Origin of the sequence: Streptomyces sp. NPDC051218 (genome assembly GCF_044455475.1) — a bacterium.
GTDB lineage: Bacteria > Actinomycetota > Actinomycetes > Streptomycetales > Streptomycetaceae > Streptomyces.
Genome location: NZ_JBITEU010000012.1, coordinates 93,278 through 116,411 on the forward strand (window position 1 = coordinate 93,278; position 23,134 = coordinate 116,411).

Sequence of the window (23,134 nt, forward strand, 5' to 3'; positions counted from 1 at the left end):
CAAGAAGTGTACGGGACCCGCGAGGCAGCGGGTGACGCCGATGTCCACAAGCGGCTGGTCATCCACAGATCCACGCCATGATCCCCACGGACCGTCTCGGCGCGGGACGGTTCTGCCATGTCTCACATGCGAAGAAGCCTGGGTCCGGTGCTGAGTCCGTTGCTGACTCTGGCGCTGCTGTGCGTGGCACTGATCACGGCGCCGGTGGTGCCTGCGGGGGCTGCCGGGAAGCCGGTGCCGGGGTCGAAGGTGCCGGAGATCGGCCGCGCCTGGCCCGTGGGGGTACGGCCCGCTGTCGTACGGGGCTGGGAACCCCCGGCGACGGAGTACGGGCGGGGCCACCGGGGCGTGGACCTCGCCGCGCCGCCAGGGGCCGTGGTCCGGGCGGCGGCCGCGGGGAGGGTCTCGTTCGCGGGGCGGGTGGCGGGCCGCGGGGTGGTCGCGGTGGAGCTGACGGGCACGGGTGACCCGCCCTTGCGCACGACGTACGAGCCGGTGCGGGGCACGGTCAAGAAGGGCGCCGCGGTCTCCGCGGGCGCGGCCCTGGGGGTGCTGGAACCACCCGGGTCCCATTGCCCGAGCAGCTGCCTCCACTGGGGCCTGCTGAGGGCCGACACCTACCTGGACCCCCTGTCACTGCTGCCCCCGTGGCTCCTACGACGCGGGACGTCCCGCTTGCTGCCGGTGATCGGGGCGCCGGGGGCGGGGCAGCGGTTGGGGCTACTGCCGGGACGGGCGGGGGTCGCGATGCCGGGGAGGGCCGGGGTCTTGCTGCCGGGCGACGCGGTGCCGGGGTGGGGCCGGGTCTCGCCGCCGGGGAGGGTGGTCGGCGCGGTGCCGGAGTGGGCGGGGACCGGGGTCGCGATGCCGAGGGGTGGCGCGGGTTGGGGGCTTAGCCCCGTACGCCCCTCAGGGCCATGGCGACTGCTGCCTCCGTGATGGCGGCCGGCTCCTCGGCGACGCCGAGCTCGATCCGCCGCACGGCCGCGTCCACGATGCCCTGCAGCAGCATCGCCGCCATCCGGGGCTGCTCGTGCCCCAGCGTCTCGAGCGCCTCGACAATGATGGCGATCAGGCCCCCGTGCGCGGCACGGATCTTCTCCCTCGCCCCGGCGTCCAGCTCGCTGGCCGAGATGGCGACGACGGCGCGGTGCCGCCGGTCCCCGACCAGGGCCAGCTGCCGCCGGACGTACGCCTCGACCTTGCCCTCGGCGGAGTCGGCCCCCTCCATCGCGGCGGAGACCTCCGCGGCCCAGACGGGGAAGTCAACCTCGCACAGCTCCTCCACGACCGCGGCCCGCGACCGGAAGTACTCGTACACGGAGGACCGCGCGAGCCCCGTGCGCTCGGCGAGGGCGGGGAAGGTCAACGCCTCCGTACCGCCCTCGGACAGCAGGGACCTCGCGGCGTCCAGCAGGGCGCCGCGCTGCATCGACCGGTGCTCGGCCACAGAGGCCGCTCGAATCCTTGGCACGCCCTCCACTCTACGGACGTGACCGCCGGGACGGGAGTCGATACACCGCTGAGAACCTCGCACCCGCACCGCGCGGCGCGGGCCGCGGGCAGGGACGATTCAGCGGGCTCAGCGGCCGAAACTCGCCAGCTTCGCCCGCAGCTGCAGCACGGATTTCGTGTGGATCTGGCTGACCCGGCTCTCCGTCACGCCGAGCACGTTGCCGATCTCGGCGAGCGTCAGGCCTTCGTAGTAGTACAGCGTGACGACGGTCTTCTCCCGCTCCGGCAACGTGTTGATCGCGCGCGCGAGCAGCCGCCGCAGCTCGCGGTCCTCGGCGACCTCCACGGGGTTGTCGGCGGCGGTGTCCTCGAGCGTGTCCATCAGGCTCAGCCGGTTGCCGCCCTCGCCGCCGACGTGCAGCAGCTCCTCCAGGGCCACCACGTTCGCCAGCGACAACTGGCTGAAAATGGCGTGCAGTTCCTCGATGGCGATGCCCATCTCGTGGGCGACCTCGCCCTCGGACGGAGTGCGCCGCATCTGCGCCTCGAGCGTGGCGTAGGCCCGCTCGACGTTGCGCGCCTTCTGCCGCACGGACCGGGGAATCCAGTCGAGCGCCCGCAGTTCGTCGATCATCGCGCCACGGATGCGGGTGATCGCGTACGTCTCGAACTTGATCGACCGCTCGATGTCGAACTTCTCGATCGCGTCGATGAGACCGAACACCCCGGACGACACGAAGTCCGCCTGCTCGACATTGGGCGGAAGCCCCACGCTGACCCGGCCCGCGACGTACTTCACCAGCGGCGAGTAGTGCAGGATCAGCTGCTCGCGCAGCCGCCCGTCCCCCGTGTCCTTGTACGACCGCCACAGCTCGTCCAGCGACGAGGGGGCGGGGGGCCGCTCCCGCTCGCCGCTACGGGCGGCGGGGGGAGCCGCCGCCCGATCGGACCCTGAGGTGTGCTGGGGCATTTGTTGCCTTGAGCCGTTCTGCCGTGAACCGGTGAGGTCGTGCGAGCCGATGGAGTGGTCCGTGCCCGCGAGGTGGTGAGTTTGCGTGAAGTGAATGAGGTTGTCCGTCTGCTTGCCTGTGGTTGCCTGTCCGCGTCGGAATCCTTGTGAGCGTAGCGTGACTGAAGTGTCGCAGTGTGCGAACAGTAGGGGATCCCGCGTACGCAGATACGTTCCGCTGGGCGCCCCACCGAGTACCGCTCGTCGCCGTGTGTGACGACCGTGAAGCGTCAACTACGGCCATTCCCAAGGCCGTCGGGGGTTCATCCAGACGGCCGAACACCGTCGGTCACCAACCGTCTCCCTTCGGCAAGACCGATGCATTCACCTGGCGTGTCAACTGCCAGCCGTCGCCGTGTCGTTCGACGAACCCCAGGGAGCGCAACTCGTACAACCGACCGATCGCCGCGTCGACCACCGTGCCCGCCCCGAGCGCGATCTCCGGGGCCGAGGCACTGCCCCGGCCGGGCACGGCAGCGAGGACCCGCGCGGCCTCCGGGGCGAGCAGATCGCGCGGCACGACGGGGCCGCGCCGCTCCGGAGCCAGCTCGCCCATGTCTCCCACCAACTCGACGATTTCCGCCGCGTCGGTCACCAGAACTCCGTCACGCCGCAGGAGTTCGTGCACCCCCGCCGAGAGACCGCTCGTCGCGGGCCCCGGCACCCCCATCGTGAACCGCCCGAGCTCCCGCGCGCTGCGCGCCGTGGCGAGCGCACCGCTGCGGTACGCGGCCTCGACGACGACACTCCCCCGGGTGAGAGCGGCGATCACACGGTTACGGAGGATGAATCTGCTCGGCGTGGGGTGATCCCCGGGCGGCAACTCCCCCACCAGCAGACCCTGTTCCGCGATCCTCCTGAGCAACTCGGCGTGTCCTCGCGGATAGGCCCGGTCCACCCCGCACGCAAGCACCGCGACCGTGGCCCCACCGGCGCCCAGCGCTCCCCTGTGCGCGGCCCCGTCCACCCCATAGGCACCGCCCGACACGACGACCCAGCCCCGCTCGGCCAACCCCGCGCCCAGAGCGGCCGCCATGTGCGCCCCGTACTCCGTGCAGGCCCGGGCGCCGACCACCGCCACCGACCGCAGGGCCCATATCCGCAGGCTGGGCCGCCCCCGCACCCACAGCCCCACCGGCCGCGCGTCCCTGAGGTCATCCAACTGGACGGGCCACTCCGCCTCCCCCGGGCACACGAACCGCACCCCGGCGTCCCGCGCCACCGCCAGGTCCCTCTCGGGCTGCGCCTTGCCTGCCCGCGCCCGCAGCCCTTCCCACCGGACCGGCGTCACCCCGTCAAGTCGCTCCTCCCCCTCGATCAGCCGCCGCACCACCTCGACGGCCCCGGTCTCACGCAGCCACCGCCCGCCCACCTCGTCCCCCGGTTCGAGGATCCGGGTCAGGGCGACCCTCGCCAGCCGCTCTTCCCCTGGGGCGGAACCCCCGAGCGCAGTCATGTCAGCGCCCCGATCGCCATCGGCACACCGCGCGCCACCCCCGTCCGCAACTGCAGCGCCAGGGCGACGTCCTGCGTCGCGGGCCGGTCGCGCCCCGCGAGGTCCGCCACGGTCCAGGCGACCCGCAGGACGCGGTCGAGCCCTCGGGCGGTCAGGAAGCCGCGCTCCAGGTCGAGTTCGGCGGCGTCCAGGGCGCCCGGCTCGGCAGGCCACCGCGTGCGCAGGGCATGCCCCGGCACTTCGCTGTTCGTCCGCCAGCCGGTGCCCGCCAGCCTGACCGCCGCCCGCTCCCTGGCTTCGCGCACCCGGTCGGCGACCGTCTGCGTGGAATCCCCCGGAGCGCCGTACCCCGCCAGTTCGGAGCGGGTGACGGGCTCCACCTCGACCTTCAGGTCGACCCTGTCGAGCAGCGGCCCCGAGAGCCGCGCCTGGTAGCGGCGGATGACGGATGCCGGGCACTCGCAGCCTTCGCCCAGCAGGGTGTGCCGCCCGCACGGGCAGGGGTTGGCCGCAAGCACCATCAGGAACTTCGCGGGCAGGCGCACCACCCCGGCACTGCGAGCGATCACCACATGGCCCGCTTCCAGTGGCTGGCGCAAAGAGTCCAGGGTCTGGCTGCTGAACTCCGGCGCCTCATCGAGAAAGAGCACGCCACGATGTGCCAACGACACCGCCCCCGGCCGCGCGATTCCCTTGCCGCCGCCCACCAGGGACTGCATCGTCGCGGAGTGGTGCGGCGCGCAGTACGGCGCGGTGTCCACCAACGGCTTGCCCGGTGGGAGCATGCCCGCCACGGAGTGGACAGCCGTCACCTCCAGGGATTCCTCCCGGGTGAGCCGGGGCAAGATCGCCGGCAGCCGCTCCGCGAGCATCGTCTTTCCGGCGCCCGGCGGACCCTGCAGGAAGAGGTGATGGCCTCCTGTCGCCGCCACCTCCACGGCGGTCCGGGCCGAGGTCTGTCCGACGACATCGGCGAGGTCCAGTGCGAGGGCATCGTCCAGGCCGCCGCTGAGCCCCGTGCCCACGCCGGTCCCGGGCACGCAGAGCCCCGCGAGCATGGGGTCCGGCCGCCCGGGTTCGTCCGGCTCCTCCTCGGGCACCGGCTCATCGGTCAGCACCGCGATCAGCTGGCGCAGGCTGCGCACCCCCAGTACCGAGATCCCCGGCACCAGCGCGGCCTCGGCCGCCGTGCACTCCGGGACGACGACCTGCTCATAGCCCGCGTCCGCCGCCGCGAGGACCGCGGGCAGCACTCCCCTGACCGGCCGCACCCGCCCGTCGAGCCCCAGCTCGCCGATCATCACGATGTCGGTGAGGGTCCGCGGATCGATACGCTCCGCCGCCCCGAGCACCGCACAGGCGATCGCGAGATCGAAGCCGCTGCCGCCCTTGGGCACCGACGCCGGGCTGAGGCCCACCGTGAGCTTCTTCTGGGGCCACTCCCCGCCGGAGTTCACCACCGCGGCCCGGACCCGGTCCTTGCTCTCCGTCAGGCTCTTGTCCGGGAGCCCGACCAGCGTGAACGCCGCCACGCCCGGCTCCAGATCGGCCTGCACCTCGACGACCACGCCCTCGACGCCCACCAGCGCCACGGAACACGTACGCGCGAATCCCATCAGGCCACCCCCCGCGCGTGCTCCACGACGGGCGCCCCGCGGCGTGGGATCAGCACGCCGACGAGGTCGATCCGCACTCCGCCCGGCGGTGGGCCTCCGCGCTCCTCGATCCAGCGCTCGGCCAGACGCCGCAGCCGCTCCGCCTTGGTCCGGCCCACGGCCGCCATCGGATGCTGATAGATCCCCGAGCCGACCATGGCTGCTCTGCGCGTCTTGACCTCACAGACGACCAGCGCCTCGCCGTCCATGGCCACGATGTCGATCTCGCCGGTCCTGCCACCGCGCCAGTTGCGCTCCAGAACCGTCATCCCGGCTTCGCCCAGCCGCCGCGCGGCCAGATCTTCGCCGTACCGCCCGAGTGCCCCACGTGCGTTCATGTCGGAACCACCTCCGAGACCCACACTGGGGCTCGGCCCCGACCGTTGTGGATCTTGGTGGATGACTCACGCGTTGTGGATAACTCGCTCACCCGTGACGGTGAAGGAGACGGGAGGCGGGCAGCCGGAGGCGGTGGACTCAGCCTCCCGGCAGCTCGAGGTCGCTCTTGTTGAGCTCCTCGATATTCACGTCCTTGAACGTGAGGACACGTACCTGCTTCACGAATCGTGCGGGCCTGTACATGTCCCACACCCAGGCGTCCGCCATGGACACCTCGAAGAAAACCTCACCCTGGACGGAGTGCACCTGCATCTCGTAGTCGTTGGTGAGGTAGAAGCGCCGTTCGGTCTCGATCACGTATTTGAACAGACCGACGACATCGCGGTACTCCCGGTAGAGCTTCAGCTCCATCTCGGTCTCGTACTTCTCGAGGTCCTCGGCGCTCATGGCATGTTCCCCTTCAGCCGTGCGTCCCCCTATTGTGCGTCAGCCTCTGGAGCCTCTACACGATTTCCGTGTCTAGGGTCTCGGGCCGGCTCGGAGGACCCTCGTCGAGCAGCTTGCGAAGCAACTCGGCGAGCCTGGTCGGATACACCGTCTCATGTGCCTCGGTCAGTTCCTGGCACGTCCACCAACGCGCTCCGGCGACACTCCGTCGTTCCAGCTCCGTCAGCCCTGCGGCCTGCGTGAACGTCTGTGACGTACGCGCCAGGAAGTACCGCTCGTCCTGGTCCCAGCGCCGTCCGGCGAAGGGGAAGGAGCAGAACCGCTGCCACAGGGCGGGGCCGAGCTCGACCTCGGTGATGCCCGTCTCTTCCATCAGTTCACGCAGTGCGGCCTGTTCATGCGTCTCGTCACCCTCCAGACCGCCGCCCGGCGTGAACCACCAGTCGTCCGCCACGTCCTCCGGCTCATGGCCGTGCAGCAGCAGAATCCGGTCCTGCGGGTCCAGCAGCACCACCCGCGCGACCCTCCGCGCCGCTGCCGCCTGCGGCTCCCCCGAGGCCTCGGGCTGCGGCTCAGCCGACATGCGCCGTAGCCCCCGAGCGTTCACCGCTCCGCGGCCGCTCACGCCCGCGCCGCATCCGCTTGGCCACCGGTCCGTACGCGGCGCCGCCCAGGACGAGCACGGCGCCCGCCACCACCGCCCACACCATGAGTCGCACGGGCCCGGGGTCCGAGATGCCGCCCGGCATGTCCGCGAAGCCCTCGGGGCGCTCCAGCGTGCCGAGCCTCTCCGTCGGCCAGGCGACCGCGTCGACCCGTCCCTCCACCGCGCTGCGCGGCACCGAGCCGTGGTTGGAGTCGCCCAGGTGCACGCTGGAGTCCAGGGAGCCGCTGCGCTCGTCACCGAGCAGGAAGAGGTTGCCCTTGGGGACCGTGGTGGCCGGTATTCCGGTGGCCGCGGCACCCTCACCCTCCAGCAGATACGGTTCTGCGACCGGCTTGCCATTGACCATCAGCTTGCCGTCCGTGCAGCAGGAGATCCGGTCGCCGCCGACGCCGACCACACGCTTGACCATCGGCAGATCGCCCCAGCTGGCCTGCTGGAAGACGACGACGTCACCGCGGCGCACATCGTCGCCGTCCATCCGCTCGGCCAGAACACGGTCGCCCGCACCGATCGTCGGCGTCATCGACCCGGTGGGAACGGTGTACGGCTGGTACACGACGGCGCCCCACACGAAGCCACCCAGGAAGAGCACACAGCCAAGGGCCACGGCCAGTCCCGACAGCACGCTGCCGAGCCGTCCGTGGCCCTCGTCCGTACGTTGTGTCCTGCTCATCCCAGTGCTCCCCCATATCGGAGACGACCCCGCGCCCCTACGAACAGGAGCGCGCAAGATCGGCGATCTGGGACGGCACCCTACCCGGCGGTACCTCCGCCAGAAACCCTCGCGGCCCGCGCAGCGGCCACCGTGAGCCGACGCCTGCGCCAGAGCACGACCGGCACCGCACCCGCAAGACCGAGGGCGGCGGGCGCCGCGCTCATCGCGGCGTTGATGCCGGGCTGGTCGAAGGTGTCCGGCTTGGGCAGCGTGGCCCAGCGGGTGGGCGGCCAGGCGATCACGATGGCGCGGCCCACGACGTTGTCCACGGGGACGGCGCCGCCGCCGGGCTGGTTCTGGTGGTAGCGGGAGTCCAGCGAGTTCTGCCGGTGGTCACCCATGACCCAGATTTTGCCCGGGGGAACGGTCTCCTTGAACTGGCCGCCCTGGTCGTCGACGCTGCACGGGGTGTTGCCCTCGAAGACGTACGGCTCGTTCAGTGCCTTGCCGTTGACCTTCACCGGGCCCGTGCCCTTGCACTCCACCGTGTCGCCGCCGACCGCGATGACCCGCTTGATGAGGTCCTTCTCGTCCGCTGACGGCATCAGGCCGACCCAGCCGAGGACCCGCTGGATCGCGTTCGGGTCGGGGGTGGGCTCCCCGTCCAGCCAGTGGCCGGGGTCCCGGAAGACGACGACCTCGCCGCGCTCGGGCTCCGAGCCGAACCACGGGGTCAGCTTGTCGACCAGGACGCGATCGCCCTGCTGGAGCGTGTTCTGCATCGAGTCCGAGGGAATCGAGAACGCCTGCACCAGGAAGGTCTTGATCACCAGCGCCAGGATCAGCGCGATACCGATGAGGAGCGGCAGCTCCTTCCAGAAGGAGCGGGGCTTCTTCGCGTCCTTGGCCGGCTTTCCGTCCTGCTCACCGGGTGCGGCCGAGGCGCCCGCGGTGTCACTCCCGGGGTTCACGCCGCCCGCCGTGGCCTCGGGCTCGTCTGATCGCCCTGGCTGCTCCTCGGGCCCACCGTGTCCGGACCGTGCGCCGACCGCCACATCCCCCACATCCACTCCTCAGTCCGTGCCGCTGCCCGCTCCTGATGCGATGCAGGCCCACCACTCCCATAACGAGCGGGAGTTCCGCAGGGGTCGGGAGTCCGGTCAATCCGTATCGATCGCCGTGTGCCACCCTATGCGACGGCCCGAGGGCCGTGTCCGACCCCGCACGCGCGTCGGGCACCGACGCGTACGTCTCCTGCTCCTCCAGTTTGCGCCAATGGTCAAAGGGCCAGGCGATGACCAGTGCGCGCCCGACCACGCTCTCCTCCGAGACAGTGCCACTGAACTTCTCGGTGCGATGGAAACGGGAGTCGGCCGAGTCGGAGCGGTGGTCACCCATCACGAAGAGGCGCCCTTCGGGGACCTTCACCTCGAACTCGAAGGACGAGGGCTCGTCCCCCGGGTTGATGTAGGGCTCGGTGAGGGGGACTCCGTTGACCGTGAGCTTCTTGTTCTTGTCACAGCACTTCACGGTGTCGCCGCCGACGCCGACCACACGCTTGATCAGGTCGCGTTCGTTGTCGGACGGCAGCAGTCCGATGAAGGAGAGGCCTTCCTTGACCTGCTTGACGACTACGGGGTCGTCCTTCTTCTTGGTCTGTTCGTCCTCGAGCCAGTTGCCGGGGTCCTCGAAGACGACGACATCGCCGCGCGCGGGCTTGGCTCCGAACCACGGGGTGAGCTTGTCGACGAGTACACGGTCGCCGATCTTGATCGTCTGCTCCATCGAGCCCGACGGGATCACGAAGGCCTGCACCAGGAAGGTCTTCAGGACCAGGGCTATCAGCAGCGCTACGCCTATGAGGAGAGGTATCTCCTTGATCGCCGAGCGCCGCCTTCGCCGCTTGACCTTCCGCGCGAGCTTGCGCCGCTCGGCCCTCCCGGGCAGGACGGGCCCTGTGGTGGGCCGGTCACCGGTGGGCAGCCGGGTGTCGACTCGGTGACTGGCGGCGCGGGTCCGCCCTCGGTTACCCATGCGCGCCGCCTGGTGACGGCACGCGCGCGTAGCTGTCGGGACGCTCCAGGGAGGTCCAGTGCCCGATGGGCCAGGCGATCCAGTCGGCCCTGCCGATCACGGAGTCGACGGGGATCATGCCGCCGCCGGGCTGCCCGAGGTGGTCGCGCGAGTCACGGGAGTCGCTGCGGTGGTCACCGAGGAGGAACAGGCTGTCTTCGGGGACGACGGCGACGAAGCGCGCCTTGGAGGGGGCGTCTCCCGGGTACAGGTAGGGCTCGTCGACGGGCTCGCCGTTCACCTTGATCCTCCCCCGCTCGTCGCAGCAGACCACGCGGTCTCCCCCCACCCCTGCGACCCGCTTGATGTAGTCGGCATCTCCGAAGTAGCCACTGCCGTCGAAGACGACCGCGTCACCTCGCTGCGGCTCGGAACCGAAACGGTACGCCAACTTGTTGACGAGTACCCGGTCTCCGACCCGGAACGCGGGCTCCATGGAGCCGCTGGGGATCTGGAACGGCTGCATCACGAAGGTGCTGACGAGCAGCAGGGACACCATGCAGATCAGCAGTGTCAGGGTGACTCTGCCGCCGGGGACCCAGGACACGAACGACACAAAAGCGGAGCGCGACCGGTCCTCCGTCCCCTCGGACTCACCCTCGCGCTCGGCGCTCGGGGAATCGGTGGGTGGGGAGGAGCGGTCGCGCTCCGTGTGCTGTGCTTCGGTGTCCATCGGGGCCAGATGCTATCCGGCTCCGCTGTGGACCCGTGCGCGAGCTCAGTTGTCGCGCTTCTCCTTGATCTTCGCGGCCTTGCCGCGCAGCTCACGGAGGTAGTACAGCTTCGCGCGACGCACGGCGCCGCGGGAGACGAGCTCGATCTTCTCGACGATCGGGGTGTGCACCGGGAAGGTGCGCTCCACGCCGACGGAGAAGGAGACCTTGCGGACCGTGAAGGTCTCGCGCACGCCGGCACCCTGGCGACGGATGACTACGCCCTTGAACTGCTGGACACGGGAGCGGTTGCCCTCGATGACGCGCACGTGGACGTTGACGGTGTCACCCGGGCGGAAGGCCGGGATGTCGGTGCGCAGCGAAGCGCTGTCGACGGAGTCGAGCAGGTTAGCCATGATCGTCTGCTTTCTTCACTGATGCCACAGGTCATCAGCGGGAGATTCGTGATGAGGATTCGATAGCTGTTCGCGTCGGGCGGGCGTCGTTCCCCCTGTGGCAGGGGCGCGCGCTGGACGTACAGCAGCGGCCTATTGTTCCACGGCCTCGGGGTCTCGCCCAAATCGGCCGTCGGGACCCGGACGCCACCCCAGGATCGAGAGCATCTCGCGGTCCTTCTTGTCGAAGACCGCGGGGTCGCAGCGCTCGATGAGATCGGGCCTGTTGCGGACCGTTCGCCGCAGCGCCTCGTCCCTGCGCCAGCGTGCGATCTTGCCGTGGTGGCCACTGATCAGCACGTCCGGAATGCCATGACCGCGCCACTCGGGAGGCTTGGTGTAGACGGGACCTTCGAGGAGGTTCGCCATGGCGCCGGGCGCGAAGGAGTCGTCACGGTGGGACTCGGCGTTGCCCAGGACTCCGGGCAGGAGCCGGGCCACGGCCTCGGTGACGACCAGGACGGCCGCCTCGCCGCCCGCGAGGACGTAGTCGCCGATCGACACCTCGTAGACGGGCATGCGGGTCGCGTACTCGTCCATGACGCGGCGGTCGATGCCCTCGTAGCGCGCCGGCGTGAAGACGAGCCAGGGCCGCTCGGAGAGCTCGACGGCGAGCTCCTGGGTGAAGGGGCGTCCGCTGGGCGTGGGGACGACCAGGACGGGCCCGTGGGCCCCCGCCTCGTACCCCTCGGCGAGCACGTCGTCGAGCGCCGCGCCCCAGGGCTCGGTCTTCATGACCATGCCGGGGCCGCCGCCATAGGGGGTGTCGTCGACCGTGTTGTGCCGGTCGTACGTCCACTCCCTGAGGTCGTGCACGTTCACGTCGAGCTGGCCACGCGCGCGTGCCTTGCCGACGAGGGAGACGTTCAGGGGTTCCAGGTACTCGGGGAAGATCGTGACGACGTCGAGCCGCATCAGGCGCCGTCCCTCGGGGACTCGTCCCCCGCAGACCCCTCGTCGTCCCTGGCGGAGGCGATCTCCGCGCGGTCGTCGATCAGGCCGGGCGGCGGGTCGATGATCGCCCGCTGCTCCTCCAGGTCGATCTCGGTGACGATCGCCTCCACGAAGGGGATCATCACCTCGCTGCCGTCGGGCCGCTCCACGATGAACAGGTCCTGCGAGGGCAGGTGCGAGATCTCGGTGATCCGGCCGACCTCGATGCCGTCCTTGGTGACGATGTCGAGGTCCATCAGCTGGTGGTCGTAGTACTCGTCCTCGTCCTCCGGAAGCTCCTGAGGGTCGACCTCCGCGATCAGGAGCGTGTTGCGCAGCGCCTCGGCGCCCGTGCGGTCACGTACGCCCTCGAAGCGCAGCAGCAGACGGCCGCTGTGCACCCGGCCGGTCTCGATCGTCAGCGGCCCCGTGGAGGCGGGGTCGGTGGCGAGGACGGCGCCGGGCCCGAGCCGCAGTTCCGGCTCGTCGGTGCGCACCTCGACGGTGACCTCACCCTTGATGCCATGGGCGCGGCCGATCCGCGCGACTACCAGCTGCACTGCTCTCTCTCCTGTCGTGTGCCTACGGAAGGGGGCCCGTAGGCGCCTACAGACGACTACGGGCCGAGGAAGGCCCAGAAGCCCTCCCCGGCCCGTGCCGGTGCTACCTGTGGTTCAGTGAACCTGGTCCACGTCGACGAGGTCGACGCGGACACCGCGGCCGCCGATGGCGCCCACGACGGTCCGCAGAGCGCGCGCGGTACGGCCGTTGCGGCCGATCACCTTGCCGAGGTCATCCGGGTGGACCCGGACCTCGAGCACACGCCCCCGGCGCAGGTTGCGCGAGGCGACCTGCACGTCGTCGGGGTTGTCGACAATGCCCTTCACGAGGTGCTCGAGAGCCTCCTCGAGCATGCTCAGGCCTCGGTCGACTCGGTGGACTCGGCCTTGGCCTCGTCCGCCTTCTTGTCAGCCTTCTTGGCCTTCTGGGTGATGGCCTCACCCTTCGCCTCGTCGCCCTCGAGGCCCTTGGTGAAGGCATCGAACGCGGCGCGCTTGTCCTTGGGCTCGGCGACGAGCAGCGGCGCCGGGGCCGGAAGGCCCTTGTGCGCCTGCCAGTCACCGGTGAGCTTCAGGATCGCCATGACCGGCTCGGTCGGCTGAGCGCCGACGGAGAGCCAGTACTGCGCGCGCTCCGAGTCGACCTCGATGCGCGACGGGTTCTGCACCGGGTGGTACAGACCGATCTCCTCGATGGCCCGACCATCACGGCGGGTACGGGAGTCGGCGACGACGATGCGGTAGTGAGGCGAACGGATCTTGCCCAGACGCTTCAGCTTGATCTTGACTGCCACTGGAGTGGTGTCTCCTGGTCTTGACGTGGTTGGGCACAACGAGATGCCACGTGGGGTTGCGGTACTCGGGGTGCCCGATGGACGCGTCAGCCGGAGGCGAGAGGGTTCCTATGCGGCTGTCGAGTACAGCTAGCCATTGTGCCATACGCCGCCGGGGCGTCCGTAACCAGGCCAGGGCACCCCGGCCCACGCAGCCCCAGCTCAGCCCGTCAGCCCGCCACGGCACCGACCACTTCCGGGATACGGAAGGGCTTGCCGCAGCCGCCGCAGACGATGGGCGCCTGGGCGAGCACCGAGGGGACCACGCGGACATTGCGTCCACAGTCGCAGACCGCCTTGACGCGGACGCCGCCCCCGGAGGAGCCGTGCCGGGCAGCCGGGCCCCGGAAGCTGCGTGCCGTGTCGGCGGCGGTCGCCGCGGTGTGCGCCTTGAGGGCACGCTGGAGCCGCTCGATCGTGGGGCGGTAGCGCTTGCGGGCCTCGGGGTTGAGCGTGACCAGCGAGAAGCCGCTGCTGGGATGCGGCTCCTCGGGGTGGTCGAGGCCCAGCTCCTCGGCGATCGCGAGGAATCTGCGGTTGTGATAGCGGCCCGCACGTGAGGTGTCGCGTACGCCGCGTGACGCGGCGATGCCATGGACTGCCTCATGGAGCAGTCGCTCGAAGGAGAGTTCGGCGCCGCAGGCGGACGACGACTCTCCGATCAGGGATTCGGGCGCGGCAAGATCGGGCAGCTCGGGGTGGTGCCGCTGAATATCGGCCCACGCCTGTGCCAGCTCTGCGGCGAGAACAGGTGGTGTCGTGCTCACGTCGTGAACAACGAGCCGGGATGCCCAGGGGTTCCATTCCGGGGCATCCCAAATAATTTGCACGTACCCGTCAGTTGCCCTTGATGTGCCATTGATGCGTCCGGACGAGGGCGGGTGCGCTGATCTGCATAGAAGCCTCGCAGCTCATGGCAAGCCGGTACGTAGTGGCGCGTACGCCCCCGCGCGTAGGCCAACCGGTCACACCGGGGCCCGTGTTGCCCGGCCGGGCGTGCGTGCCGAGAGCGAGCGCGCTTCCACCGCGGGCGCACTCGTCAGTAGGCGCGGGCCACCAGAGCGACGTTACCCGGGGTCTCATCGGCGTCCGGCACCGCCCCGTCCTCCGTGACCAGACACCGTACGGACACGGAGTGCTCGGCGAGCTTCGCCTCGCCCTCCGGGCCGAGCGTGGCCCAGGGGATGCGCGCCCAGCCGCCGGCGGCGGTGGCCTCCACGGCCTGGTCGACGGTGGTGACCTCCGAGGTGCGGGACGCACGGCGTTCGCGGGCCTGGTCGAGGAGCAGTTGCTGGTCCTCTTCGAGGACGGCGGGCAGCAGTGACGCCAGGGCGTCGATCGCCACCGGCTCCTTGCCGCCCCTGATGCGGCGGGCCACCATCGCGGTGCCGTTCTCCAGGTCGCGCGGGCCGACCTCGACGCGGACCGGCACCCCCTTGAGCTCCCAGTCGACGGCGCGGCGCCCGAAGGGGGTGTCCGTGCGGTCGTCGACCTGGACGCGCACGCCCGCGGCCTTGAGGCGGTCGCCGATCTCGCGAACCTTGGCGAGCACCGCGTCGTCGCCCTTGATGGCGAGGACGACGGCCTGGACCGGCGCGAGGCGCGGCGGGACCCGCAGGCCGCTGTCGTCGCCGTGCATCATCACCAGGGCGCCGATCATCCGCGTCGTACTGCCCCAGGAGGTCTGCCAGACGAGCTCCTGCTTGCCTTCCCTGGAGAGGTACTGGGTGTGGAAGGCCTTGGCGAAGTTCTGGCCGAGCTCGTGGCTCGTGCCCAGCTGGAGGGCCTTGCCGTCGCCCATCATGCCTTCGAGCGTGAGGGTGTTGATGGCGCCCGCGAAGCGCTCCTGGGCGGTCTTGCGGCCCAGTACGAAGTCCATGGCGAGGACGTCCCGCATGAACGCGCCGTAGACGTCCTGGTGGATGCGGGCCGCGAAGTCGCGTGCTTCCTCGTACGTCGCGTGGGCCGTGTGGCCCTCCTGCCAGAGGAACTCCGAGGTCCGCAGGAAGAGGCGGGGCCGCAGCTCCCAACGGACCACGTTGGCCCACTGGTTGATCAGGAGCGGCAGGTCGCGGTAGCTCTGCACCCACTTGGAGAAGTACTCGTTGATGATCGTCTCGGAGGTGGGGCGGATGACCGCCGGCTCCTCCAGCTCCTTGCCCCCGCCGTGCGTGACGACGGCCAGCTCGGGGGCGAAGCCTTCGACGTGCTCCGCCTCCCTTGTCAGATACGACTGCGGGATGAGGAGAGGGAAGTACGCGTTCTGGGTACCCGTCTCCTTGATGCGGGTGTCCATGTCCTGCTGCATGCGTTCCCACAGGCCGTAGCCGTACGGCCTGATCACCATCGTGCCGCGCACCGGGCCGTTGTCGGCCAGCTCGGCCTTGCTGATCAGGTCTTGGTACCAGCGCGGAAAGTCTTCCGCCCGGGGTGTGAGAACGGGTGCCTTAGCCATGGCGCGCATGGTACGGCCGGCCTCCGGAGAGGGTGAACTGAATTCTCCGCGATTCCTCCAGGGGGCGCACGACGGTGGCACGCAAGCATTGCCCCACAACCTCTGGACGCCGCGACGGATGCGGAGTTCTCTGGCATACGGGGGGAGTGCGAGCGCACTGCACGGGGGCGGACGAACCGTTTGAATACGACACTCCAGCAACTCTCGGCGGATTGGGGCGCTTTCGATGACACCAACACTCGCGCAGCCGCACCTCCCCCGCGCGGGCACGATCCCGCGTGGTGTGGACCGGTGCGCACGCGCGCGTGACTGGGCGGAGATCCAGGAACGGATGCTGGTCCCGCTCTATGAAGCGGTGTACGAACGACTCGACGTGGGCGGCGGGACACGGCTTCTCGGTCTCGGCTGCGGTTCCGGACTCGCCCTCCTGATGGCGGCTTCCCGGGGAGCGTCGGTCACCGGCGTCGACCCCTCGGCACCCGAAAGGCTCGCCCTGGCGCGTGAGCGACTGCTGCCCGACACGGGGTCGGACGCTCGGCCGCAGGGCGGCACCCGGCTTGTGGAAGGAGGCCCTGCCGACGTCTCGGGGCCGGACAGGCCCACCTTCAACATGGTGACCGCGTTCCAGCCGATCGGCTGTGTGGCGGGCGACTCCGAAGGCCTCTCCGGCCTCCTGGAGTCCACCGTCCCGCTGACCGGGCGCGGCACTCCGGTGGTCCTCGCGGGATGGGGCCCGCCGGAGCGGTGTGCGACCTCTTCTGTACTGAAGGTGGCGACCAAGCTCGCCGAACCGCTCCGTAGTACGGGGAGTTGGCGCCCCGCGCTCCGTGACGACCTGGAGGAGGTCGCCCAGCGGGCGGGCCTCAAGCCGGACGGCTCGGGTCGCGTCGCGTGCCCCTTCGGGTACGCGGACACGGACAGCGCGGTCCGCGGTCTGCTCTCGACGGGGCTGTTCGACGCGGCGGTGGGTGCGACGGATCAGGTACAGGTCGACAAGGAGCTGACGGAGGCCCTCCATCCGCACAAGCGGCGGGACGGGACCGTGTGGATGCCGAATGTCTTCCGGTACTTGATCGCGCGTACGCGGTAGAGAGCCGGCTCCAGGTTCCGCTGTGTCTGGGTGAGCCGTACGGCCGCTCCGTCACCGAAGCGGCCTAGTCGACGTCCTTGGTGAGTCGCGTGATGCCGGCGACCCGGTACGCCGCCTCCTCCTCCAGGGTCTCGTTCTCCAGGAGCGCCGCGGCCAGGGCGTCCAACTGGCCACGGTGGTCCCTCAGCTGGCGGCAGGCGCTCTCGTAGCACTCGTCGACGATCCGGCGCATCTCGTGGTCGATCACATCGAGTGTTCCGGGGGCGGCCGAGAGCCCGTAGGCCTGCTGGGCGTCGTTCGGCAGTGCGGAGAGACGGCCCACTCGCTCGCTCATGCCCCAGCGGCCGACCATGCCGCGGGCGATGTTGGTGACCTGTTCGAGGTCGCTCTCCGCGCCCGTGGTGATGACTTCGAAGACGACGTGTTCGGCCGCCATGCCGCCGAGGGCGCCGACGATCCGGCCGCGCAGATACTCCTCCGTGTACGCGTACTTGTCGGAGTCCGGCGTCGACAGCGTGACGCCGAGCGCGCGCCCCCGGGGCACGATGGTGATCTTCCGGACGGGGTCGGCGCCGGGCTGGAGCATGCCGAGGAGGGCGTGTCCGCTCTCGTGGTACGCCGTGCGCCGCCGCTCCTCGTCGGGCATGATCAGCGGCCGTTCGGCGCCGAGCTGGACCTTCTCCAGGGCCTCGGAGAGGTCGGACTGCGTCACTTCCTTCTGCTTGCGCTTCACCGCGAGCAGGGCGGCCTCGTTGGCGAGGTTGGCCAGTTCGGCGCCGGTCATCCCCGGTGTCGTACGGGCGACCTGGGCGAGGTCGATGCCGTCCGCCATCGGGATCTCGCGGGTGTGGATCTTGAGGATGGCCTCGCGTCCGCCCCGGTCGGGCGGGCTGACGGTGACGACCCGGTCGAAGCGTCCGGGACGGGTCAGGGCGGGGTCGAGGATGTCGGCGCGGTTGGTGGCCGCCAGGACGATGACACCTTCGGAGCCGGAGAAACCATCCATCTCGGTGAGGATCTGGTTCAGCGTCTGCTCGCGTTCGTCGTGTCCGCCCATCCCGCTGCCACCGCCACGCGCCCGCCCGATGGTGTCGATCTCGTCGATGAAGATGATGGACGGCGCGACTTTCCTTGCCTCGGCGAAGAGTTCGCGTACGCGCGACGCGCCGACACCCACGATCATCTCGATGAACTCCGACGCCGACGCCGAGAAGAAGGGCACCCCGGCCTCGCCGGCGACGGCCCGCGCGAGCAGCGTCTTGCCGGTGCCGGGCAGGCCCGCGAGCAGCACGCCCCGCGGCATCTTGGCGCCCATCTCGCGGTAGGCGGCGGGGTTCTTCAGGAAGTCGACGACGTCACTGAGCTCGCCCTCGACCTCGTCGATGCCCGCCACGTCCTCGAAGGTGGTGCGCTTGTCGCCGGGTTCGAGCTCCACCGGCTTGGGCGGCGCCTTGCGGCCCAGCATGCCGCCCGCGCCGCCGCCCATGCCCGAGCTCATCCGCCGGGCGATGAAGATCCACAGGAAGACCAGGAGCAGCATCGGGGCGAGCGAGATGAGCAGGTTGGAGAGGAAGCTGCGCTCCTGGACGACGGGCTCGGCGGTGACGGTGACGTCGTGCTTGGTCAGGTCGTCCCAGAGCTTGTCGTCGGCGAAGGCCGGGCGCTGGGTGATGAACTTGGTGTACTTCCCCTTCGCATCACCCGGCTTCTCCTGCTCCTTCTTGAGCTGGCCCTGGATCGCGTCGCCCTTGGAGTAGATCTTCGTGACGTTCCCGGAGTCGACCTGCTTGCTGAACTCCGTGTACGAGATCGTCGGCTCGTCGCCGTCGTTGAAGAACGAGAGGACGAGGTTGGCGATGAGGTAGACGATGAGCGCGGTGAGGATGAGCCCGCCCCACCCGCCCGGCATCTTCTTCTTCGGCGGCGGCTTGGGCTCGGGGTCGGGCGCGCCCTCGGAGCGCCATGGTTTGTCGGGCGCCCGGCGCGGCGGCACAGGGTTGCTCATATCCGGACGCTACGACACAAACCGGGGCCGGGCATCCGCTCCGAAAACGCCTGGGGCGCCCCTCTCGGCAGAGGGGCGCCCCAGGCGGCGTACGAACTACCGGGCCTCAGCCCATGAACTTCTTGAACTCGTCCGGCAGCTCGAAGTTCTGCCCCTGCTGCCCCGCGGGGAGGTTGAAGGCGCCGCCTTCCTGGGCCGCCTGCTCGCGGCGGGCGGCGGCCTCCCGCTCCTCCTGCTGGCGCTTCATCGGGTTGCCCGACTTCCGCTTGCCCTTGGCCTGCTTCTGCTTCTTCTTCTGCTTACCGGGGCCGCCACCCATGCCCGGCATCCCGGGCATGCCCGGCATTCCGCCGCCCTGGGCCATGCGCGACATCATCTTGCGGGCCTCGAAGAAGCGCTCAACCAGGTTCTTGACGGCGCTGACCTCGACGCCGGAACCCTTGGCGATACGAGCGCGGCGCGAGCCGTTGATGATGGTCGGCTCGTGACGCTCGCCCGGCGTCATCGACTTGATGATGGCGGCGGTGCGGTCGACGTCCCGCTCGTCCAGGTTGTTGATCTGGTCCTTGATCTGCCCCATGCCGGGCATCATCCCGAGCAGCTTGCTGATGCTGCCCATCTTGCGGACCTGCTCCATCTGGGCCAGGAAGTCGTCGAGCGTGAAGTCCTTGCCCTTGCTGCTCGCCAGCTTGGAGGCCATCTTCTCGGCCTCTTGCTGGGAGAAGGTCTGCTCGGCCTTCTCGATCAGCGTGAGCATGTCGCCCATGCCGAGGATGCGGGACGCCATGCGGTCCGGGTGGAACGCGTCGAAGTCGTCCAGCTTCTCGCCGTTCGAGGCGAACATGATCTGGCGGCCCGTGACCTGCGCGATCGACAGGGCAGCGCCACCGCGGGCGTCACCGTCGAGCTTCGACAGGACCACGCCGTCGAAGCCGACGCCGTCGCGGAAGGACTCCGCCGTGTTGACGGCGTCCTGACCGATCATGGCGTCGACGACGAAGAGGACCTCGTCCGGGCTTACGGCGTCGCGGATGTCCGCGGCCTGCTGCATCAGCTCCTGGTCGATGCCGAGGCGGCCTGCGGTGTCGACGATCACGACGTCGTACTGCTTGGTCTTGGCGAACTCGATCGAGTCCTTGGCGACCTTGACCGGGTCACCTACGCCGTTGCCCGGCTCGGGGGCGTAGACGCCGACGCCCGCGCGCTCGGCGACGACGGACAGCTGGTTCACGGCGTTGGGGCGCTGCAGGTCGCACGCCACCAGGAGCGGCGAGTGGCCCTGCCCCTTGAGCCAGAGGCCGAGCTTTCCGGCGAGGGTGGTCTTACCGGCGCCCTGCAGACCGGCGAGCATGATGACGGTCGGCGGGTTCTTGGCGAACCGCAGGCGTCGCGTCTCGCCGCCGAGGATGCCGACGAGCTCCTCGTTGACGATCTTGATGACCTGCTGGGCGGGGTTCAGGGCCTGGGAGACCTCGGCCCCGGTCGCGCGCTCCTTGATCTGCTTGATGAAGGCCCGGACGACGGGGAGGGCGACGTCCGCCTCGAGCAGGGCGATGCGGATCTCGCGCGCCGTGGCGTCGATGTCCGCCTCGGACAGGCGGCCCTTGCCCCGGAGGTTCTTGAATGTCGCTGCGAGGCGGTCGGAGAGAGTGTCGAACACGGCGGTCGCGAATCCTCGGGTCGAAGGGGCCCCGCTCGCGCGGAGCCGAGCGTGGGGCGGGCGGATGGGTCGCCCTCCAGGGTATCCGCACCGCCACGGCGCTGTGCCCTGCCGGGTGGGCGGGGGTTGTCGGGGCGGCCTCGGCTTCGCCACCGGCTGCCGGCGCAGGGAGTACGACTGGCTCACGAGCACCCCGCAGCTTCGGGCTGTGCCCATCCGTTCCGCCCTGCGGAACGCCTGCCCACAGAGGGCGCTGCACAGCCAACCGAGCCCGCCCCCTACCCCCGCAAAGCCCCCTCCACAGCCTGAGCCACCCCCGCCGCCCGCTCCCCTGACAGCGGCACGCCCGCCCCCGTCACGTAGAACGCATCCACCGCATTCGCCCCCAGCGTCGACACATGCGCGCTCCGTACCTCCACGCCCGCCGACTCCAGCGCCCGGCCGATGCGGTGCAGCAGGCCCGGTGCGTCCTGGGCCCGTACCTCGATCACCGTGGCGAGGCGAGAGCCCGCCGAGGCCACGGTCACCCGGGCCGGCGGCGCGACGGTCCCCCGCCGCCGGGGATAGGCGGCGTCCCGCTCGGCCAGCCTCGCCGCGATGTCCAGGGAGCCGTCCAGGGCCCGCACCAGGTCCGCCCGCAGCCGCGCCGCCTGCGGCAGAGAGCCGTACTCCGCAGCGACCCGCCAGTTCAGGAGCAGCACCGAATCCTCGATACCCGACGGCAGAGCGACCCCCCGCAGCTCCGCCGTCCGCACCGCGAGCCGGTGCACGGCCAGCACCCCCGCGACGGCGGAGAGCACGCCGGGCTGGTCCGGCACCGCGATGACCAGTTCCACCCCGAGTGGCTCGGGATTCCCGGCAGCGTCATCGGCTCCCTCCGTCTGCGCCCGCAGCGCCAGCACCGGCCCGCCCGTGCGGAACGCCTCCACCGCGAGACGCTCCTGCTCGGCGGTGGGAGCGACGTCCTCCGCCGCCACCGGCTCCTCCCCCGAAAGCACCGCGCCCACCCGCTTCACCAGGTCGGCGACGAGCGAGCCCCGCCAGGCCGACCACGCCGCGGGGCCGGTGGCCAGCGCGTCCGCCTCCGTGAGCGCGTGCAGCAGTTCGAGCGTCCCGGTCGAACCCACCGCGTCCGCCACCGCCCCCACCGTGGCCGGATCGTCGAGGTCCCGCCGTGTGGCGGTCTCGACAAGCAGCAGGTGATGGCGCACCAGGGTCGCGATGACCGCCACGTCCGCCCGGTCGAAGCCGATCCGGGCCGCGACGTCCCTGGCGATGATCTCCCCGGCCTCGGAGTGGTCCCCCGGCCAGCCCTTGCCGATGTCGTGCAGCAGTCCGGCCACCAGGAGCAGGTCGGGCCGTCCCACGCGCCGGGTCAGCTCCGCGGCCCGTACCGCCGTTTCCACCAGATGCCGGTCGACCGTCCACGTGTGCACGGCGTTGCGCTGCGGCCGGCACCGCACCCGCTCCCAGTCGGGAAGGAGCCGGGTGATCAGCCCCTCTGCCTCCAGGGCCTCCCACACCTCGACCGTCGGACGCCCCGCCCCGAGCAGCGTCACCAGCTGCTCCCTCGCCTCCGCGGGCCACGGCGTCGGCAGTGGCCGCACCGCCGCCGCCATCCTGCGCACCGCGTGCAGCGACAGCGGCAGCCCTGCCTGCGCAGCCGCGGCAGCCGCCCGCAGCGGCAGCACGGGATCCCGCTCGGGCCGGGCCGCACGGGCGAGTACGACCTCCCCGTCCTGCTCCACGACCCCCTCGGCCAGCGGCGACCGCTCGGCCGCCGCCCCCTTGGAGCCCCCCAGCATCGCCCGCAGCCGAGGCCGCACGGACCGGGACCGCAGCACCCTGCCCACCTCGCGCCACGTCACGTCACTCGCGTACGAGATGGTGCGGGCGGACTCGTACACCTGCCGCAGCAAGGTGTCCGCGTCCAACAGGCCCAACTCAGACGCGACTTGGTCCTGCTCCTGCAACGCGAGCCGGTCCGTGGCCCTCCCCGTCGTCAGATGCAGCGCGTCCCGCACGTCGAGCAGCCGCCGCCGGGCATCGGACAGCCCCTCGCGCGGCGCGTCGGCCAGCCACGAGGCAGCGACGGCCCGCAGGGCGGTCGCGTCCCGCAGGCCGCCCCGGGCCTCCTTCAGGTCCGGCTCCAGGAGGTAGCTCAACTCCCCCTGCCGCTCGGCCCGTTCCTCGCACAGCTCCCGCAGTTCGGGCAGCCGCTTCGGCGCGCTGTTCCGCCAGTCGGCGAGCACCGCTGTACGCAGCCCGGCGGTAAGACCGAGATCCCCCACGATGTGTCGCGCGTCGAGCAGCCCCAGCTGCACCTTGAGGTCCTCCCCCGCGGTCCTGCGCGCCTCCGCGGGCGTCCGCACGGAGTGGTCGAGTGCGAGGCCGAGATCCCAGATGGGGTACCAGACACGGTCCGCGAGAGCCGCCACCTCACCGGCGTCCGCACTGCCGTCGTGCAGCAACAGCAGGTCGAGGTCACTGCGCGGCGACAGCTCTCCCCTGCCGTACCCGCCCACGGCCACCAGTGCGGCCCCCCGTGGCGCACCCGCGGCCTTGAAGAGGCCGGTCAGCCAGTCGTCGGTGAGGTCGGCGAGGGCCGAACGGCGCGGCGGCCCGGACCGCGCCTCCCCTTGAAGGAGGCGCAGCCGGGCCGCCGCGTAGCCGCTGGGTCCGGAGTCTTCCGATTCCGAACCGGTCCGTACGTCGTCCACACTCGTCACCCAGC

The 23,134-nt window shown here is 70.6% G+C and carries 22 protein-coding genes and 1 pseudogene; 2 read left to right on the forward strand and 21 right to left on the reverse strand.

Annotated elements, in window-relative coordinates:
* Window positions 1-126: 126 nt before the first annotated feature.
* Window positions 127-699: pseudogene (locus tag ACIBCK_RS32520) on the forward strand (peptidoglycan DD-metalloendopeptidase family protein); the annotation flags it as partial.
* A gap of 193 nt (window positions 700-892) precedes the next feature.
* On the opposite strand, the gene ACIBCK_RS32525 reads toward ACIBCK_RS32520, so the two are convergent.
* The 18 genes from ACIBCK_RS32525 to proS all read right to left on the reverse strand — a co-directional run bounded on the left by ACIBCK_RS32525 (window position 893) and on the right by proS (window position 15,645).
* Window positions 893-1,450: a TetR/AcrR family transcriptional regulator gene (locus tag ACIBCK_RS32525; RefSeq protein ID WP_160510552.1), complete on the reverse strand. Its 558-nt coding sequence runs from the start codon at window positions 1,448-1,450 to the stop codon at window positions 893-895.
* 132 nt (window positions 1,451-1,582) lie between these two features.
* Entirely contained in the window at window positions 1,583-2,425 is an 843-nt protein-coding gene (gene whiG, locus ACIBCK_RS32530; protein WP_399396098.1) for an RNA polymerase sigma factor WhiG, read from the reverse strand.
* 328 nt (window positions 2,426-2,753) lie between these two features.
* Window positions 2,754-3,920 (reverse strand): DNA-processing protein DprA, encoded by a 1,167-nt coding sequence (gene dprA, locus ACIBCK_RS32535; RefSeq protein ID WP_399396100.1) that lies wholly within the window; start codon window positions 3,918-3,920, stop codon window positions 2,754-2,756.
* Window positions 3,917-5,536 (reverse strand): YifB family Mg chelatase-like AAA ATPase, encoded by a 1,620-nt coding sequence (locus ACIBCK_RS32540; RefSeq protein WP_399396102.1) that lies wholly within the window; start codon window positions 5,534-5,536, stop codon window positions 3,917-3,919. The genes dprA and ACIBCK_RS32540 overlap by 4 nt, the downstream gene beginning before the upstream one ends.
* Window positions 5,536-5,913, reverse strand: coding sequence for a YraN family protein (locus tag ACIBCK_RS32545; protein WP_367045216.1), 378 nt, complete (start codon window positions 5,911-5,913; stop codon window positions 5,536-5,538). The genes ACIBCK_RS32540 and ACIBCK_RS32545 overlap by 1 nt, the downstream gene beginning before the upstream one ends.
* 139 nt (window positions 5,914-6,052) lie before the next feature.
* Window positions 6,053-6,361, reverse strand: coding sequence for a DUF2469 domain-containing protein (locus ACIBCK_RS32550; RefSeq protein WP_003965949.1), 309 nt, complete (start codon window positions 6,359-6,361; stop codon window positions 6,053-6,055).
* A 55-nt stretch (window positions 6,362-6,416) separates the two neighbouring features.
* On the reverse strand, window positions 6,417-6,944 hold the full coding sequence (locus ACIBCK_RS32555; protein WP_399396104.1) for an NUDIX hydrolase: 528 nt from the start codon (window positions 6,942-6,944) through the stop codon (window positions 6,417-6,419).
* The gene (gene lepB, locus ACIBCK_RS32560) at window positions 6,934-7,701 is read right to left on the reverse strand and encodes a signal peptidase I (RefSeq protein ID WP_399396106.1); all 768 of its coding nucleotides are present in this window, start codon (window positions 7,699-7,701) and stop codon (window positions 6,934-6,936) included. The genes ACIBCK_RS32555 and lepB (ACIBCK_RS32560) overlap by 11 nt, the downstream gene beginning before the upstream one ends.
* Window positions 7,702-7,781: 80 nt before the next feature.
* Window positions 7,782-8,747 carry a signal peptidase I gene (gene lepB / locus ACIBCK_RS32565; RefSeq protein WP_399396108.1) on the reverse strand — a complete coding sequence of 322 codons (966 nt, stop codon included), beginning with the start codon at window positions 8,745-8,747 and terminating at the stop codon, window positions 7,782-7,784.
* Window positions 8,638-9,717, reverse strand: coding sequence for a signal peptidase I (lepB, locus tag ACIBCK_RS32570; RefSeq protein WP_399396110.1), 1,080 nt, complete (start codon window positions 9,715-9,717; stop codon window positions 8,638-8,640). The genes lepB (ACIBCK_RS32565) and lepB (ACIBCK_RS32570) overlap by 110 nt, the downstream gene beginning before the upstream one ends.
* Complete coding sequence (lepB, locus tag ACIBCK_RS32575) at window positions 9,710-10,429, reverse strand: signal peptidase I (RefSeq protein WP_399396112.1); 720 nt, start codon at window positions 10,427-10,429, stop codon at window positions 9,710-9,712. The genes lepB (ACIBCK_RS32570) and lepB (ACIBCK_RS32575) overlap by 8 nt, the downstream gene beginning before the upstream one ends.
* A gap of 45 nt (window positions 10,430-10,474) precedes the next feature.
* A complete protein-coding gene (rplS, locus tag ACIBCK_RS32580) occupies window positions 10,475-10,825 on the reverse strand; it encodes a 50S ribosomal protein L19 (RefSeq protein WP_160507458.1) in 351 nt (116 codons plus the stop codon).
* 132 nt (window positions 10,826-10,957) lie between these two features.
* A complete protein-coding gene (trmD, locus tag ACIBCK_RS32585) occupies window positions 10,958-11,779 on the reverse strand; it encodes a tRNA (guanosine(37)-N1)-methyltransferase TrmD (RefSeq protein WP_399396114.1) in 822 nt (273 codons plus the stop codon).
* The gene (gene rimM / locus ACIBCK_RS32590; protein WP_399396116.1) at window positions 11,779-12,357 is read right to left on the reverse strand and encodes a ribosome maturation factor RimM; all 579 of its coding nucleotides are present in this window, start codon (window positions 12,355-12,357) and stop codon (window positions 11,779-11,781) included. The genes trmD and rimM overlap by 1 nt, the downstream gene beginning before the upstream one ends.
* 114 nt (window positions 12,358-12,471) lie before the next feature.
* Entirely contained in the window at window positions 12,472-12,711 is a 240-nt protein-coding gene (locus ACIBCK_RS32595; protein ID WP_030361979.1) for an RNA-binding protein, read from the reverse strand.
* A 2-nt stretch (window positions 12,712-12,713) separates the two neighbouring features.
* Window positions 12,714-13,151 carry a 30S ribosomal protein S16 gene (gene rpsP, locus ACIBCK_RS32600; protein WP_399396118.1) on the reverse strand — a complete coding sequence of 146 codons (438 nt, stop codon included), beginning with the start codon at window positions 13,149-13,151 and terminating at the stop codon, window positions 12,714-12,716.
* 209 nt (window positions 13,152-13,360) lie between these two features.
* Window positions 13,361-13,957 carry a hypothetical protein gene (locus ACIBCK_RS32605; RefSeq protein ID WP_344525344.1) on the reverse strand — a complete coding sequence of 199 codons (597 nt, stop codon included), beginning with the start codon at window positions 13,955-13,957 and terminating at the stop codon, window positions 13,361-13,363.
* A 272-nt stretch (window positions 13,958-14,229) separates the two neighbouring features.
* Complete coding sequence (gene proS / locus ACIBCK_RS32610; protein ID WP_399396121.1) at window positions 14,230-15,645, reverse strand: proline--tRNA ligase; 1,416 nt, start codon at window positions 15,643-15,645, stop codon at window positions 14,230-14,232.
* Window positions 15,646-15,871: 226 nt separating this feature from the next.
* Here proS and ACIBCK_RS32615 point away from each other — a divergent pair, with 226 nt between their 5' ends.
* Window positions 15,872-16,735, forward strand: a complete 864-nt coding sequence (locus ACIBCK_RS32615) for an SAM-dependent methyltransferase (protein WP_399396122.1) — start codon at window positions 15,872-15,874, stop codon at window positions 16,733-16,735.
* A 64-nt stretch (window positions 16,736-16,799) separates the two neighbouring features.
* Here the strand turns inward: ACIBCK_RS32615 and ftsH are convergent, their stop codons facing one another.
* The 3 genes from ftsH to ACIBCK_RS32630 form a co-directional block, all read right to left on the reverse strand.
* A complete protein-coding gene (gene ftsH, locus ACIBCK_RS32620) occupies window positions 16,800-18,740 on the reverse strand; it encodes an ATP-dependent zinc metalloprotease FtsH (RefSeq protein ID WP_399396124.1) in 1,941 nt (646 codons plus the stop codon).
* Window positions 18,741-18,846: 106 nt separating this feature from the next.
* A complete protein-coding gene (gene ffh, locus ACIBCK_RS32625) occupies window positions 18,847-20,400 on the reverse strand; it encodes a signal recognition particle protein (protein WP_399396126.1) in 1,554 nt (517 codons plus the stop codon).
* 278 nt (window positions 20,401-20,678) lie between these two features.
* Complete coding sequence (locus ACIBCK_RS32630) at window positions 20,679-23,120, reverse strand: [protein-PII] uridylyltransferase (protein WP_399396328.1); 2,442 nt, start codon at window positions 23,118-23,120, stop codon at window positions 20,679-20,681.
* Between the last annotated feature and the right edge of the window lie 14 nt (window positions 23,121-23,134).